Origin of the sequence: Maribacter vaceletii, assembly GCF_003634105.1 — a bacterium.
Lineage (GTDB): Bacteria > Bacteroidota > Bacteroidia > Flavobacteriales > Flavobacteriaceae > Maribacter_B > Maribacter_B vaceletii.
This window is the reverse complement of the sequence record NZ_RBIQ01000010.1, coordinates 65,425-80,166: the sequence shown is the minus strand read 5'-3', so window position 1 is coordinate 80,166 and position 14,742 is coordinate 65,425. Positions and strand designations below refer to the sequence as shown.

General features: G+C 31.2%; 14 protein-coding genes and 1 pseudogene. 10 read left to right on the top strand and 5 right to left on the bottom strand.

What is annotated here, in order from left to right; genetic code table 11:
- Positions 1–14 precede the first annotated feature (14 nt).
- The 5 genes from CLV91_RS13280 to CLV91_RS13260 all read left to right on the top strand — a co-directional run bounded on the left by CLV91_RS13280 (position 15) and on the right by CLV91_RS13260 (position 4,454).
- The gene (locus CLV91_RS13280) at positions 15–629 is read left to right on the top strand and encodes a conjugal transfer protein TraK (RefSeq protein ID WP_121068715.1); all 615 of its coding nucleotides are present in this window, start codon (positions 15–17) and stop codon (positions 627–629) included.
- A gap of 39 nt (positions 630–668) precedes the next feature.
- Entirely contained in the window at positions 669–1,655 is a 987-nt protein-coding gene (traM, locus tag CLV91_RS13275; RefSeq protein WP_121068872.1) for a conjugative transposon protein TraM, read from the top strand.
- Between the two features lie 74 nt (positions 1,656–1,729).
- Positions 1,730–2,530: a DUF4138 domain-containing protein gene (locus CLV91_RS13270; RefSeq protein ID WP_121068714.1), complete on the top strand. Its 801-nt coding sequence runs from the start codon at positions 1,730–1,732 to the stop codon at positions 2,528–2,530.
- Positions 2,531–3,122: 592 nt separating this feature from the next.
- On the top strand, positions 3,123–3,656 hold the full coding sequence (locus tag CLV91_RS13265) for an RNA polymerase sigma factor (RefSeq protein ID WP_121068713.1): 534 nt from the start codon (positions 3,123–3,125) through the stop codon (positions 3,654–3,656).
- A complete protein-coding gene (locus CLV91_RS13260; RefSeq protein WP_121068712.1) occupies positions 3,657–4,454 on the top strand; it encodes an anti-sigma factor in 798 nt (265 codons plus the stop codon).
- A 1-nt stretch (position 4,455) separates the two neighbouring features.
- On the opposite strand, the gene CLV91_RS13255 is transcribed toward CLV91_RS13260, so the two are convergent.
- Entirely contained in the window at positions 4,456–5,532 is a 1,077-nt protein-coding gene (locus CLV91_RS13255) for a VOC family protein (protein ID WP_121068711.1), read from the bottom strand.
- A gap of 7 nt (positions 5,533–5,539) precedes the next feature.
- Positions 5,540–6,232 carry a TIGR04283 family arsenosugar biosynthesis glycosyltransferase gene (locus CLV91_RS13250; protein ID WP_121068710.1) on the bottom strand — a complete coding sequence of 231 codons (693 nt, stop codon included), beginning with the start codon at positions 6,230–6,232 and terminating at the stop codon, positions 5,540–5,542.
- 141 nt (positions 6,233–6,373) lie between these two features.
- Here CLV91_RS13250 and CLV91_RS13245 point away from each other — a divergent pair, with 141 nt between their 5' ends.
- The gene (locus CLV91_RS13245; protein WP_121068709.1) at positions 6,374–7,165 is read left to right on the top strand and encodes a DUF547 domain-containing protein; all 792 of its coding nucleotides are present in this window, start codon (positions 6,374–6,376) and stop codon (positions 7,163–7,165) included.
- Position 7,166: 1 nt separating this feature from the next.
- On the opposite strand, the gene CLV91_RS13240 is transcribed toward CLV91_RS13245, so the two are convergent.
- From CLV91_RS13240 to CLV91_RS17000, 3 genes and pseudogenes are all read right to left on the bottom strand, one after another.
- Positions 7,167–9,389 carry a TonB-dependent receptor gene (locus CLV91_RS13240; protein ID WP_121068708.1) on the bottom strand — a complete coding sequence of 741 codons (2,223 nt, stop codon included), beginning with the start codon at positions 9,387–9,389 and terminating at the stop codon, positions 7,167–7,169.
- Positions 9,390–9,443: 54 nt separating this feature from the next.
- A complete protein-coding gene (locus tag CLV91_RS13235; RefSeq protein WP_121068707.1) occupies positions 9,444–10,721 on the bottom strand; it encodes a tetratricopeptide repeat protein in 1,278 nt (425 codons plus the stop codon).
- Positions 10,722–10,808: 87 nt separating this feature from the next.
- Positions 10,809–12,194: pseudogene (locus tag CLV91_RS17000) on the bottom strand (DUF4331 family protein).
- 207 nt (positions 12,195–12,401) lie between these two features.
- Here CLV91_RS17000 and CLV91_RS13220 point away from each other — a divergent pair.
- The 4 genes from CLV91_RS13220 to CLV91_RS13205 all read left to right on the top strand — a co-directional run bounded on the left by CLV91_RS13220 (position 12,402) and on the right by CLV91_RS13205 (position 14,727).
- Positions 12,402–12,932: a hypothetical protein gene (locus CLV91_RS13220; protein WP_121068704.1), complete on the top strand. Its 531-nt coding sequence runs from the start codon at positions 12,402–12,404 to the stop codon at positions 12,930–12,932.
- A 159-nt stretch (positions 12,933–13,091) separates the two neighbouring features.
- The gene (locus CLV91_RS13215) at positions 13,092–13,532 is read left to right on the top strand and encodes a thioredoxin family protein (RefSeq protein WP_121068703.1); all 441 of its coding nucleotides are present in this window, start codon (positions 13,092–13,094) and stop codon (positions 13,530–13,532) included.
- A 2-nt stretch (positions 13,533–13,534) separates the two neighbouring features.
- Positions 13,535–14,518 (top strand): FAD:protein FMN transferase, encoded by a 984-nt coding sequence (locus tag CLV91_RS13210; protein WP_394340495.1) that lies wholly within the window; start codon positions 13,535–13,537, stop codon positions 14,516–14,518.
- Positions 14,515–14,727, top strand: a complete 213-nt coding sequence (locus CLV91_RS13205; RefSeq protein ID WP_121068701.1) for a DUF4266 domain-containing protein — start codon at positions 14,515–14,517, stop codon at positions 14,725–14,727. Before CLV91_RS13210 ends, CLV91_RS13205 begins: the two co-directional genes overlap by 4 nt.
- Positions 14,728–14,742 lie beyond the last annotated feature (15 nt).

The window sequence follows — 14,742 nt, the reverse complement described above, 5'->3', positions numbered from 1 at the left end:
AGAGTAAAACCATTATGAAAACACCTTATAAAAATATATATACTATTCTTCAACAAAATCGATTTATCGTTTTAACAGTAGTTATAGGGGCAGTACTTACCAGTATTGTTTCTATTTTGATGGTAGTTAAGTTGCACAAGGAAACCGTTAACAATGCCTTTGTTGTAAATACAGACGGTAGTGTAATTCCTTTACAGTTGGTTTCGCAACACGAAAATTTAGAAGTAGAATTACTGGCACATCTAGAGCTTTTTCACACCTATTTTTATCATATCGATGCCAGTAATTATGAAAAGCATTTAGAAAAAGCTCTGTGGTTAGGAGACAGTTCTGTAGATGCTTTGTACCAACAAAAAAAAACAGACGGCGTATACAACCGCATATTGCAGTATTCTTTGATACAAAAGGTGTTGCGCATAGATTCAAAAATAGATATTACGCAAGAGCCATATCGCTTTGAAAGTACTACCATTTTTGAAATTAATAGAGGATCTATAACAGATACCTATGAATTAACCACTTCTGGAAATGTAATGCATGTAGATAGGAACTTTCCTAATAATACCCATGGGCTTTTGATTACCAATTTTTTTGAAAATAAACTAAAAAAAGTCCCTAACGGACAGTAAAAGCCATAAGCCCATATTAGCATTAAAAAGAGGATGATTATGAAAATAGAAAAGAATAAAATAGTCTTTGGGGTAGTCTTATTATGTGTGGTTCTTTTTATTGGAGCCTATACCGCAATAATTCTAGGAGAAGAGGAAGAGTCAACTATGGAGAATAATAAAATACCAGTTCCTAAACTAGAAGAAGGACAAGTAGAATATGATTCTAAATTGGAAGCGTTAGATGCCTTAAAGGAAGTAAGAGAGAATAATGCACCTAGTATTTATGATGAACGATTATTAGATTCTACAGGAGTCTATGACGCCGATTTTTTAGATAAAGAAAAGATGCGAATGGTAGATAGTATCTATAGTCAAGGCCGTATTAATTATACCGATAGAGGGTATCGGCAATCGGAACAAAAACCTATTGCATCCCCCAAAACAATAGAAAAAGATACTATAGATAATGATGGTATTGCAGAAAGTGAAACGAATGTCGCCGCCAAAGAACGCAGTTTGGAACATCAGCTCTTTTTTGCTTCACACCCGATAGCTAACCAAGTAATGAATACCCAAAATACGGACGCTTTTATTTATGTACGTGTTGATGGGAAGCAAACCATAAAGAATAATTACCGCTTGCAAATGCGACTGACTAAGGCTGCCTACATCAATAATATTTTGGTAAGCAAAAACGCGACTATCTATGGTTTTGTAAGCTTTAAAGCGAACAGAACTATGATAATCATTGAAAACATCAATCATAAGCCAGTAAAGCTGAAAGCTTTTGATTTACAAGATGGGAGCGAGGGTATTTATGTAGAAAATAGTTTTAGAGCAGAAGCAACCAATGAAGTAGTGGGAGATTTGGTGGATGAAATAAATATTACCGGTGTGCCACAAGTTAGTGGTGTTAGAAAGATATTCCAGCGGAACCACCGAAATGTAAAAGTGACGGTAACCGATAATTACCAACTCATTTTAAGAACCCCGAAACCAACATTGAGCCAATTATTTGGAAAGCCCATAATGCCCAAGTATTAAAGGCTTTTAAAAAGCACTAATTAAAACACAACCTTATAAAAGCCCTTAAAAGAGCACTTGTTAAACGCACTCTTATGAAAACATATATTATAATCTTATTCATTATCTGTTCCAATTCAATAATAGCACAGCAATCATTAGATACTATTTATGCTAATGATAAAAAGAATGTAGCTTTATTTTTTCCTAAGCCTATTCGCCAGGGAATTACTGGAGCTACCCATTTTGTATTTACTTATAATAGAGAAAAGGAGCAGTATTTTGGATTACTCCAAGCAAAGCCAGGAATAGAAAGTAATCTGCTTGCAGTAACGAATAATGGAAAGGTGTATTCGTATATTTTAAAGTACGCTGAAGAATTACCAAAGTTGAATTATTTTATTCTCGAAAACGAAAGTATCGGTAACGAAGAGCCAAAGGTTTTACCGGCTATAAAAGAGAAGAAAGTAACTTATTTGAAAAAAGATAAAATGGATTATTTTTATAGAGCTTGCACCTATGTACTTAATTCTAAGTATGAGACTTTAGCAACGATACGAAAAGAAGGTATGCAGTTGCAATTGCAAAAATTGGTCTATGATGGTGATGAAGTATATCTGGCCATTGAAATCAAAAATACCTCGGAAATAAATTTTGATGTGGACTATCTTAACATTTACGTAACCAATGGAAACGCCAAAAGGAAAGCTTCTTACCAAAGCCTACAACAAGAAGTTATATACAAACATAAAATGCCAAAATCTATTATGAGAGGTTTGTATCAAAGATTTGTTTATGTGCTTCCTAAGTTTGTTTTAGGAGATAATGAAAGATTAGAAATTGAGTTGAAAGAATTAAAAGGGAGTAGGAAGGTGGTTTTGAATAAAGCGTTATGATTTCTTTTGTTAATTTCCTAAAGCGTCTATTAAGACGCTTTTTTTATGTCTAAAATGGTAGCGGTATTAGTCCAAAATATTTGATTTAGTTTACTTACTATTTTATAGTATCTTAGTACAATCAAAAAGAAATAGAATCAAAGCAAAAGTTACCTATTCGGTTACCTGTTTTGAAAAATAACAGTAACTATTTGATTATTAATGATATATGGATGGGTTGTTAGTTCTGTCATCCCGACTTAATAGTAAAATGAACTGTGTAAACAGTTCATTTTTTATTTTCTATAGTGTCAAAAACATAGTTTTTGTAAACGATTGCAAATAAAAAATGAGTAGGCGATAGCCTTCATTTTATCATTTGCAACGAGGGTTTATTAGGATTATGTAAATCCTTTTTCTTTTTTTGTAAGCGATTGGAAAAAAAATAAGTAGGCGATAGCCTTCATTTAGTTATTTGCAATGAGGGTTTATTAGAAATATATAATTTTTTGATTTTAATTTATATGGAATACTTCTCTAAAATAAAGAGTACTAATTAATAATACCTTATTTTTGAAGGTAACCTATTTAATTAAAGAGCCTAAAAAAGCTTATGCAATTAGAAGAATTAATAACACGTTTTCAGCAAAAAGATACTTTCGCTTTTGAGAGACTACATTCTATGTATGCAGAAAATATTTGTGGTGTAATTAATACAATAGTTAAAGATGATAATTTGGCTGAAGAAATTTGCCAAGATGTATTTGTAAAGGTTTGGAATAATGCTTTAAGTTATAATAGTTCTAAAGGTCGCTTTTTTACTTGGATAGTAAATATTGCAAGGAATGCAGCTATAGATGTAATGCGCTCTAAAAATTATAAAAACCAAAAAAAGAACCTTTCTGCAGATTACTTCGTAAGTATCCTTGAAAGCAAATCAGAAGGTGAAGAAAAAGAAGTTAATACGAAAGGCCTTCATAGTTTGGTTTCTAAATTAAAGGAAAAATGTATTCAAGTAATAGAACTTCTTTATTTTAAAGGATATACACAAAAAGAAGTGTCTGAAGAATTAGATATTCCTGTAGGAACAGTAAAAACAAGAAATAGAAGTTGTATTTCTCAACTTAGAGAAAACATGCAGTTATAAATGAATGTAAAAGAGTACATAGAATCGGGTATACTAGAGCTATATGTAGCTGGTCAACTTTCAGAAGATGAAAATCTGAAGGTGGCAGAGCATGCTAGTTTGTATCCAGATGTACAAAAAGAAATTATAGCTATAGAGGCATCTATTTTAGCACTTTCAAAAACTGCAGCTCCAAAAATGCCTTTAGATTTTGCTAAAGTTTACGATAAAATTAAAAATCTAAATTCCTTTAAAGTAGTTCCTTTAAAAGAAAATAAAACAAATTGGACTTCTTATATGGGTTGGGCAGCATCTATCCTTTTAATAATAGGTGGAGCGTATTTGTATAATCAAAATGAAAAATTACAATCTCAAATAGAAGTAGTAGAAGGGCAACGTATTAATTTGGAGGAGCAAATTTCTGACGCAAAAACTTCATTAGCTAAATCGGAAGATTTGTTAAGTACTATTAGAGATAAAAATATAACAGTTATTCCTTTAGGAGGTCAAGAAGTTTCTCCTACATCTTATGCTAAAGTTTATTGGAATAAAAAAGAAGAAAAACTTTATATAGATGCGCAAGGTTTACCAGAACCTCCAGATGGTATGGTGTACCAAGTATGGTCCTTAAAATTAAATCCGCTTACACCAACAAGTGTAGGTTTATTAGAAGATTTTATAGAGGATGATAATCGCATTTTTAATTTAACGAATGCAAATGCATCTGAGGCATTTGGAATTACTCTAGAACCTGCTGGAGGTAGTAAATCTCCAAACTTGGAGCAATTATATACTTTAGGGGTTGTATCTTCTAGTTAAATTAAAGGTCTTTTTTTACACGATGAATTCGCATTAATTTTATAAGCCAATTTGGTAAGGGTTTATGTTGGTCTCTCTTTTTTAGATTTATAAATAAGCCTAGTTTTTTTAAAATAGGAACTTTATGTGTTTCTACAAACTCTAATAGGGTGCCATCTGGGTCTTCAATATAACTAAAATGTCCTGCGGCTTCTCCCATATCAAAACTAGAACTACTATCTACAGTAAAAGGGTGGTTAAGTTTTTTAGCTTTTTCTCCTAAAGCTTTCATACCAGACACATCAAAACAAAGATGTATATACCCTAAATCTCCCCAATAGCGATTGGCATATATTTTTTTAGGAGTAGTATTTTCTTTCTGAATTAATTCTATTTCACAAGGACCTAAAAGGGTACCAAAACCTCCCACTTTTGTTTCACTTCTTCTTAGTAATGTTCTTCTATACTTATTTTCTTGATTCTCTACAAAAGAAAAATCTTCAAAGGTGTTATTTTCATTATATACAACAGTATCAAAGCCTAAAAGATTTTTATAAAAAGTAATAGATGTATCTATGTCTGAAACGCCTAAAGTTACACCTAGAACCCCACCACAATCTTCATCACTTTCAGTAAAATTTGTAGTACAAGCTACTATTTGTACCAAATTATCCCATGGGTCTTTAAAGAAAAAATGCTCCTGATTATCAAAAGTAGAAATAGGGGATAAGAGGTTTAAATTTAATGTTTGTAATTTCTTATGAACGCTAGTAATATTTTTACTTTTTAACTTTAAAATGTTTATCCCTAAATCTCCTAAGTTAATAGATTCTAATGGTGGAATAGGGTTTCTGTTAGTATATTGCCAAATTTCTAAACCGCCACCTCCAGCAAGGTTTAAGGACAAAAGAGCTTTTCTGTCCCATGCTTTACCACCAGTGTATTTTGTCATTAAAGAAGCAGTTGCTTCATCTTTAAAAACTAATAAATTAAAACCAATATTACGTCTATACCAGTTAAATACTTTATTAGCATCTTGAACTCCAATCCCTATTTGTTGAATCCCATTTAATGTAATTTCATCAGTCAACTCACGCATCTTGGTGTTATGTTTTGATAAGTTTAGAATGTATTTTTTTTAACTTTTTAGGGGAACAACCAAATTTAAATAAAACAACTAATATAAGATTTGATAGATTAACCCTTAAATAGGAGTTATGCTCATATTTTCTTGCAGAAACTATTAAATCGTTATTTATGATGGTGTAAGGTATTTTATTTTTTTTAATTCTTTTAAAAAACTCAAAGTCTTCCATTAAAACTTGTTCTTCATTAAAGCCTTTTAAAGCATTGAATTTTTTTGTCTTAATAAAGAGACACTGGTCTCCTCCTCCTGTAAAAATACCATCTTTACTAGTAAATGAAGCGTTTATTTTAAGAAAAAAATTAGTGCTATCAAATTTATAAGAGAAAAAACCTGCGTCTATATTTTTGGATAATGCTTGTTGAATATCTGATAAAAATGTTTTTGGGGGTAATACATCTGCATGTAAAAAAACAAGAATAGAACCCTTAGCATGTTTTGCAGCATAATTCATTTGAGCAGCTCTTCCTTTTTTTGGGCATTTTAAAAGTAGAATTTTTTTAGAATGTACAATAGAATTAGTACCATCTGTAGTATTTGGAGAAGTTGCTACTACTATTTCATAAGAAATGGTTGTTTTAAGATTTTCTATGTGCGGAAGTAGCTTTTCTAAATTTTTCTTTTCGTTATGCGATGGTATTATTATAGAAATCATTCTCATAAATATATTTAAAAGTACTGTTTATAAAAGAAAAGTGGTATACTTTTTATAATTATATATACGTAGGTTTGTAATAAGGGTTTTCTTTTTTCGACTTAAAAAACGATATATTTTCATATTAAGAATTTGTGAATTATGAATAAGCTACAATCTAAACTATTACTCCTTTTTTTAACAATCTTTTGTTTTTATACTAGTGAAGCATCAAAAGTAAATACTGGTATAGTTAAGGTAGATTATAATAAATTGTCTGAAGAGTTTCTTAACTGTGTTAAAGAGAAAGGAAATACGGAAGAGATAAGGAAAGAATTAGCAGAACTAAGTTTAGATGATTTAGAAAAAGGGTTGTTAACAGACGAGCAAAAATTAGCTTTTTGGCTAAATATTTATAACGGGTATATACAAGTTATTTTATCAGAAAAACCAGATTTATATAAGGATAGAAGTGCTTTTTTTAAAAAAGAGCAAATACCCATAGCTGGTAGTATTTTGTCTTTTGAAAAAATAGAGCATGGTATTATAAGAAAATCGCAATGGCCTTTAGGTTTGGGGTATGTAAGAAAGTGGTTTCCAGATAAGTTAGAAAGAAAGTTAAGAGTAAAGAAAAGAGATTTCCGTATTCATTTTGCATTAAATTGTGGCGCTAAAGATTGCCCACCTGTAACTATTTATACTACGGAACGTATAAATGAACAGTTAAATACTGGTACTAAACATTTTTTAAAATCCATGTCTAGTTATAATGAAGAATTAAATACGGTGACTGTAACTTCTCTTTTTAGTTGGTTTAGAGGAGATTTTGGCGGAAAGAGTGGTGCAAAAAAAATTCTTAAAGAGAATAATATAATCCCCACTACTAAAGGAGTAGAGATTATATATAAGAATTATGACTGGACTTTATATTTAAATAATTTTATAGCATTATAATTTAAAAAGTAAAAGTAAGATTCGCTTTTATAAAGAAAGGTGTGCCTGGTGTAAAATGAATTTCTTCTACAGGGTTAGTTTCATTTTGTAATCTAGTAGTAGTAGCAAATTGCGTTTCATTCCATTCTACATCAAAAACATTGTCTATAGTTATACCTGTACTAATAAAAGAACTCCACTGGTAATTTGCATTTAAATTAAATACAGTATACCCTTCTGCAACAATGCTATTATCCTCGTTTGCAGGTCTATTATTTAAGTGTTTATATTGTAAACCTCCAGAAAACTTACCTAAGTTCGTTACATTTAATCCGCCAACTAAAGTAAAGTCAGGAGCTAGTGGAATATAATCTTCCCCACTATTTTCATCAACAGAGCGAGCTACGGTATACGTAAGGTCTGTATTAAAAAACAACCAATTTGTAAATTGGTAACGAGCCCCAAAATCTATACCTAAACGTTTAGATGCACCGCTTGGTTCTACAATACCAGCATCGCCTACATAAACAAACTCTTGTTCGGAATATAAGTACCAAGCGGCAGCATTTATAAAAAAGTTTTTTGTGGGCTTTAATATAGTTCCAAGGTCTAGACCGTAAGCTTTAGGAAGTATTTTATGTCCATTTTGAGCAACGCTAACACGAGCGTCATTAGAATGAAAACCAATACCAGATTTAAGATAGTATTGTGTGTTTTTATTTGGATGATACACCAAATTTAATTTTGGAGAAAAAGCTGTTTTTGATACCGATTTATTATCGTAAACCTCAGAAAGAGCATCAGCATACTTAAAATTAAAATTATCTAACCTTAACGCAGGGGATAAAGTGAAATTACCTAAAGTAAAGTTGGCGTTTAAGTAACCAAAAATATTAGTTTCTTTAATATCTCCTAGCTGTATGTTATTTAAAGTTGTTTTTCTATTTGCAGTATGAGACAGTTCATTACCCGTGCTATTATCTGTTCTAAAACCAGAACCAAGTTCTAAATTTACATTAGCTTCTCCCCAGTTAAGATTCTTTTTTAATTGGGTGTTTAAACCAAATAAATTACGAGATTCTTCTTGTTTAATCTGGTCTCCATTTTGTGGGTCGTCTAAGAAAAAAGTAAAATTAGAAAATAACAAAAAGTTGTAGTTACTATAGTATGTATTTGCTTTAAAAAAGGTGTTTTTATCAATGTTTTTTTGTAAACCAATATTAAGGTTTGTTCTACTTGTTTTACCACCTTCGGTATCATCTATTGCACCAAATCTTGTTATTAAACCACTATTTACAGCACGTTCAGGTATTTGACCAGAGGCATCCCATGAACTAGTAAAATGAGAAACGCTTGTAAAAAATTTACTGTTGGCGTCTAAACGAGAAGAATATTTAGCCATTACATTAAATCTTTCAAAATTCTGAGAACTTTCAAAAGGGCCATCAAACCCTATTAACTCTGTTGCTATATAAGCTTTTTCTTTTTTAGTGTTTAGGACGTTAAATAATCCAAGATTTCTCTTATAACCATAATCGCCATAAGTAAATTTAACGGTGTTTTTTGTAAAAGCTTCTTTAGATGCAAAACCTACATAACCAGCTGTTGCAAAGTTTCCATATTGTGCATTATAAGGACCTTTCCCAAAATCTATTTTTTCTATGGTTTCTGGAATAACAAAATGTAAATCTGCATACCCTTGTCCATGTGCATGAGATACCATATTTACGGGCATATTATCAACATTTATAGAAATATCTGTACCGTGGTCAATATCAAACCCTCTAAGGAATAATTGTTCTGCTTTACCACCACCAGCATGTTGACCAATAATTAACCCAGGAACCTTTTGCAATATTTCTTGAGAAGAACCTACGGGGTTTGTTTGTAAATCTATTTTTGTTACAACAGATAAAGCATCAATTTTAGGGCTTATAACTACCTCATTTAATTCAAAAGGAGCTTCATTTAATACATAAGTGTTTCTTTTGTTAGATGTATTTTTAATAATTGTATTACTGTTTTTGTATCCTAAACTCCCAATTTGCAAACTATCTCCTAGGTTTGTTTTTTCTATTAAAAAGTATCCACTTTCATTACTATGTGCATGTTTCTGAGAGTTTTTATTAAAAATATAAGCACCTTCAATAGGCGTTCCATTACTGGTTTCTATATACCCTTGAAACTCTTGGGCAGATATATATAACGAACTGAAAAGGAATAGAATAAAAAAAATATATTTCATAGGTAAATTTTAAAATAGGAGGGATGTTTTTTATTTTAAAGACGGCAAAATTAATTAAAGCATTTCAATTTTTAAAGTAGTTGCTGGGCCAAGCTCATAGCTAGCATCTAATAGTTCTTGTTTTAGTTTTAATGCCTTTTTTTCTTGCCCAGAATTTTTATAAACTTCAGCAGCTTGTAGTAGTATATTTGGTTCAAAAGTTTTATTCTCTATATGGTTTGTTACAATTTGCAAAGCTTTTTTATTTTCGCCATTTTTAAGATAACTATAAGCTAAATAACCGTAAGATTCTGGCGTGGGTCTATTTTCTACTTCTTTTTTGGCAAGGGTAATAGCTTTTATATATTGTTGGGTATTTTCTAAATAAAGATTAATTGTATACGTGTTGTACATATCTCCATAATCTGGGTTCGTAACTTTACTAAAATATTCATCTAAGTTGTATAAATGTTCTCTTTCGTTTCCTAAATATTCTGCAATTTCACTTTTTAGAATATAGTAATCGGGAGCTTTATAATCTTGTGTTACAGAATCTAATATTCTAAGAGCTTCTTTAGGGTTTCTCTCGTGAGAAAAAACAATCCATGCAATTCCTTTCTTTGCATAGGCATTATTAGGGTCTAACTCTAAAGATTTTAGATAATGGTTATAGGATTTTTTTAATTCTCCTGCATGGCCATAATAATCGGCCAGATTGGTATAGGACCAAAGGATTAAATTTTCGTCTTTTTTAGCAACTGCAATAGAAGTAGCTTTTTCCATCATTTGTATGGTTATATCTAAATTACCAAGATGGTCATTCCATTTAGCTAACCTAATTAGGTAACCAAAATTAGAAAAGTTTTTAATTTTTTTTAGGTAGTTGTTGGCTTCCTCATAATTACCTAGTTCCATGTGAATATCAAACAATAAACTATAAGTGTCATCTACTCCATTTCCAATTTCAAGGGCTTTTTTTGCAAGGACCAAGGCTTCTTTAAATCTATGTTGTGATATGTAGTTTCTGGCAAGTGCTCTATTATAGCCAGCTCTTCCTGTAGCAGCAATACTCACAGCCTTTTTTAAAGATTGCTCTGCTTTTTTTAAGAATTTTATATCTCCAGTATTTTTAAAATATCTATTATATTCACTACCTACAATACCAAAACTAAGTAATTGCATACTGTCTGGTTGTATTTTAGAGTTCCATAATTCAAAATACTTAGAAGTTGTTTTAACTGTAGTAGAATGTAAATATTGGTTATAATCTTCTGTATTTGTAATACTATTTTCTTTTTCTGTATTACAAGAGTATATACTTAAGATTAAGAATAGTAGAGATATGTGTTTCATGGAAATATATTTTTTGGTTATTATAATTTAATTGGGAGGATAAAAGTTACCCTCCCAAAAAACTCTTTTTACAAGGTGTAAAAAAACTTATTCAGGAGCACCTAAATAAGGAAAGCTATCTGATGGTGTTGCGGTTAAAGAAACACCGTCTGAAGTAAGTCTAGGTAAATCTGCAGTACCATCGCCATCTGTGTCTTGACCACTAAAACGGTCTCCAGTTTCTCCTCCAAATAAAAGAATTAGAGAAACATCAATAATGTCATCCTGTAATGTTCTACCAGTTAAAGCAACTTCATCGCCATCTGGAACTAAAACACTACCATCCATATCTACATCTTCACCAGGGTTAAAATATGTTGTTGGTAAATCCGGAGCAATTTCTAAAACATCAGCAGCTAAATAACCAGTTAATGTAGGTGCATCTAAACCAAGAATATTATTTTCATAATTTACATCTGCTGGGTCTGCACCTAAAAGACCTGCATAAACATCATGGTATTGTTCTAATCTAGCTTCAAAACGCGCTTGAAAAGTAGCAGCCATTTCCGAAGGTATTGCTAAATTGTGTTCATCTTTTGTAGCGTCATCTGCACTTAAAACAGTATTAATGCCAGGCCTTCCCATAAAATCTACTTGGGTATAGGTTCCAGTAAAATCTGGCATCATCTCCTTTTCTTTAGGCATTGTAGAATCGTCATCGTTATTACATGCTACAAATAGAGTAGTAGCAGATAAAAGCATTGTAAAATAATAGATACTCTTTTTCATGTTATATGTTTTTAATAAAAATTATTATTGTTTTTTGTTTGTAGTTACCCACGTTTTGTAAACACTAAGACCTAAAGCATTTTGCCCTGTTGTAGCTCCCAATAGGCTATTTGGTACTTCTACAACAATAGACATTGTGTTAGCACCATCGAAAGTATCTTGTGCTTCGTCCGCAGTCTTAAAACCACCTGGAGCCATACCACCTATAACAGCATTAAACTGGAAAAAGTCAAAGAAAAAAGCATCTTGTCTAGGTCCAGCAAAAAGTTTAACACCACTAGCTGTGGTTTCTGTAATTGCATCGGTTTCCGAAATAGCTACAGACCCTAAAGGAGAATCTACAAGAATAGTTCCGCTTACACCAGTTGTAGAAGGTGCTGCTGGCCCAAAAAAGTACATTTTACCATCTCTAGGAATGGCTTGTATTACCATATCTTCTACTAAATCGTTATTAGTATCAATATTAATTTCGGTTAAAATACTTTCGTCAAATGTTCCGTATGCTAAATCTGGTAATACATTAGATTGTAAGTCTACCACAAATACGGTATTGTCAGAACCTGTACTTGGTTCAAATCCATAAAAATCAGCAATATCTGCTGTTGTTCCCATAGTAGAAGGCGCATCAATGTGATCCGCTGCGATTAATACACCGCCAATTAAGGCTAGTGCTCCCAGACCTGCAAAAAGTTTTGTTTTTTTCATTATTACGTTTTTAAAAGATTATTAATTCACCCTTACCTACGAAGTTAAATTTGGAGGGTTTGGTTTTAAATGTTAAAAAAATGTTAAATAGAAAAAGAAATAAAACCTAAGAAAAAAAGTGTTGTCTTGTTTACGTTCTACAAATAATAGAAGCAATATAATTTAAGTAGTTACGTTGTTGTAAATACTAATAAATCCCCTTAAAAAATGAAAAAAATAGTTTTCTTATTCTGTGCTTTAATAGCCTTTACTAGTTGCGATAAGCTAGATGATCTTACAAAATTTGATATGGAGTTTGATACCAGTGTGGTTATAGAGTCTGCAGTAAATGTAAACTTACCATTTAGTGTACAGTCTCCAGATGTAGAAACAAATTCAGAATCTGAATTTGAAATAAATGACACGCGTAAAGATTTAATTGAAGATATACGATTAAAGAATTTAAAGTTAATTATTACTACACCAGACGATGGCGATTTTACTTTTTTAGAATCTTTAGAAGTGTTTATTTCTGCTGAAGGTTTGGAAGATGTTAAAATTGCATCTATAACCGAAGTTCCAGATACGGTAGGTAATACTATAGATTTAGAAACTTTTGATATAGATATAAAAGAATATATAAAGAAAGATGTGTTTAGTTTAAAACTAGAAACGGTTACCGATAAAGTTATTACAGAAGACTATCATATTGATGTAGAAACTGTGTTCTTTGTAGATGCTAAAATTTTAGGTATTTAATACCCAAAGAAAAAAGTATTAAAAACCACTCTATTTTTAGGGTGGTTTTTTGTTTGTGTAATATTTGTAATTACTAGGCGATAAAAAAACAGTAACTTTAAATTGTAAATAGGCAATTTTGGTTTAAATTTTGATTATCTAAAGTTAAAAGATGCATATATGGGAAAGATAATTTTGGTTGTATTTTTTATAGTAAGCGCTACTAGTATGTTATTTTCTCAAGAATGGCAAACAGATTTTACACAAGCAAAGGAGCTTTCTTCTAAAAATAATATTCCTATTGTATTAGTTTTTCAGGGTTCGGATTGGTGTGCGCCATGTATTAAGTTAGATAAAGAAATTTGGAGTACAGAAGAGTTTAAAAACTATGCAAAAGAAAATTTTGTGATGCTACAGGCCGATTTTCCTAAAAAGAAAAAAAATAGTTTATCTGAGGAACAGGCTGAAAAAAATAAAGCACTAGCAGAGCAGTATAATTCTAAAGGATATTTTCCTTTTGTGGTAGTATTAGATAAAGATGGTAATGTTTTAGGGCAAACCAGTTATAAAAAGGTAACTCCTGCAGCATATATTAAATTGTTAGAATCCTTTAAAGGGTAATTTTGAAAAAAAAAACACTTATATTTTTAATCCTTTTTAGTTGTGTCTTAGTAAACGGTCAGCAAGCTTATAAGCAAACAATGAAGCTTATGGGGAGCCGTTTTGATATTACGGTAGTAGCTAAAGATTCTATTAAAGCTAGTTCTTATATTACACTAGCAGTTAGTGAAATAACAAGAATAGAAAAGCTTATTTCTTCTTGGGATAAAAACTCAGAAACTACTTTAGTTAATAAAAATGCTGGGATAGCACCAGTAAAAGTTAGTAAAGAGCTTTATGATTTAATAGAGAGGTCTATTAGTATTAGCAAGTTAACCGATGGTGCTTTTGATATTTCTTATGCTTCTATGGATAAAATTTGGCAGTTTAATGGTAGTATGACACAAATGCCAAATACTAAACAAATAAAACAATCCGTAGCTAAAGTAGGATATAAAAACATTATTTTAAATAAAGAAAAAAGTACAGTTTATCTAAAGCAAGAAGGAATAAAAATTGGCTTTGGCGCTATAGGAAAAGGCTATGCCGCAGATAAAGCCAAAGCATTACTTGTAAAAAAAGGAGTTGCTTCGGGTATAATTAATGCATCTGGAGATATGAATACATGGGGAAAGCAACCTAACGGAGAAGAGTGGAAGGTGGCCATTACAAACCCTATGAATAAGAATAAAGCCTTTGCATTATTACCTATTACTAATGGGGCAGTTGTTACTTCTGGTAACTATGAGAAATTTGTAATGCTTAATGGCAAAAGATATTCTCATATAATAGACCCACGAACAGGGTACCCGTCTAGCGGAATTATTAGTGTTACCGTTTTTGCTCCAAAAGCAGAACTTGCAGATGCATTGGCAACTTCTGTTTTTGTAATGGGTAAAGAAGTAGGACTAAATAGAATAAATCAATTACCAAATATAGAATGTGTAATTGTAGACGATATAGGAAAAGTTAGCACATCTAAAAATATAAAAATAAATACATTATGATAAAAGGTTTTGTATTTGCATTAGGTCTTCTTATTTGTAGCACTTCTTGTGTTGCTGTAAAAGAGTATGACAAGGTAAATTTAAATGATCCAGATATGATTTTGTCCGATAAAAAATCGGATCGTAATATTAGCACCTTTCATTCTTATAGAGAAGCAGCAGTAGGTGCAAATGGAGGAAAAACAGGTGGTGGTTGTGGTTGTAATTAATAGAGGAAAAGATAG

Bases quoted from the DNA above. Each gene is read 5' to 3' on its own strand.
- CLV91_RS13280 (WP_121068715.1), top strand. From the start codon at position 15: ATGAAAACACCTTATAAAAATATATATACTATTCTTCAACAAAATCGA.
- traM (WP_121068872.1), top strand. From the start codon at position 669: ATGAAAATAGAAAAGAATAAAATAGTCTTTGGGGTAGTCTTATTATGT.
- CLV91_RS13270 (WP_121068714.1), top strand. From the start codon at position 1,730: ATGAAAACATATATTATAATCTTATTCATTATCTGTTCCAATTCAATA.
- CLV91_RS13265 (WP_121068713.1), top strand. From the start codon at position 3,123: ATGCAATTAGAAGAATTAATAACACGTTTTCAGCAAAAAGATACTTTC.
- CLV91_RS13260 (WP_121068712.1), top strand. From the start codon at position 3,657: ATGAATGTAAAAGAGTACATAGAATCGGGTATACTAGAGCTATATGTA.
- CLV91_RS13255 (WP_121068711.1), bottom strand. From the start codon at position 5,532: ATGCGTGAGTTGACTGATGAAATTACATTAAATGGGATTCAACAAATA.
- CLV91_RS13250 (WP_121068710.1), bottom strand. From the start codon at position 6,232: ATGATTTCTATAATAATACCATCGCATAACGAAAAGAAAAATTTAGAA.
- CLV91_RS13245 (WP_121068709.1), top strand. From the start codon at position 6,374: ATGAATAAGCTACAATCTAAACTATTACTCCTTTTTTTAACAATCTTT.
- CLV91_RS13240 (WP_121068708.1), bottom strand. From the start codon at position 9,389: ATGAAATATATTTTTTTTATTCTATTCCTTTTCAGTTCGTTATATATA.
- CLV91_RS13235 (WP_121068707.1), bottom strand. From the start codon at position 10,721: ATGAAACACATATCTCTACTATTCTTAATCTTAAGTATATACTCTTGT.
- CLV91_RS13220 (WP_121068704.1), top strand. From the start codon at position 12,402: ATGAAAAAAATAGTTTTCTTATTCTGTGCTTTAATAGCCTTTACTAGT.
- CLV91_RS13215 (WP_121068703.1), top strand. From the start codon at position 13,092: ATGGGAAAGATAATTTTGGTTGTATTTTTTATAGTAAGCGCTACTAGT.
- CLV91_RS13205 (WP_121068701.1), top strand. From the start codon at position 14,515: ATGATAAAAGGTTTTGTATTTGCATTAGGTCTTCTTATTTGTAGCACT.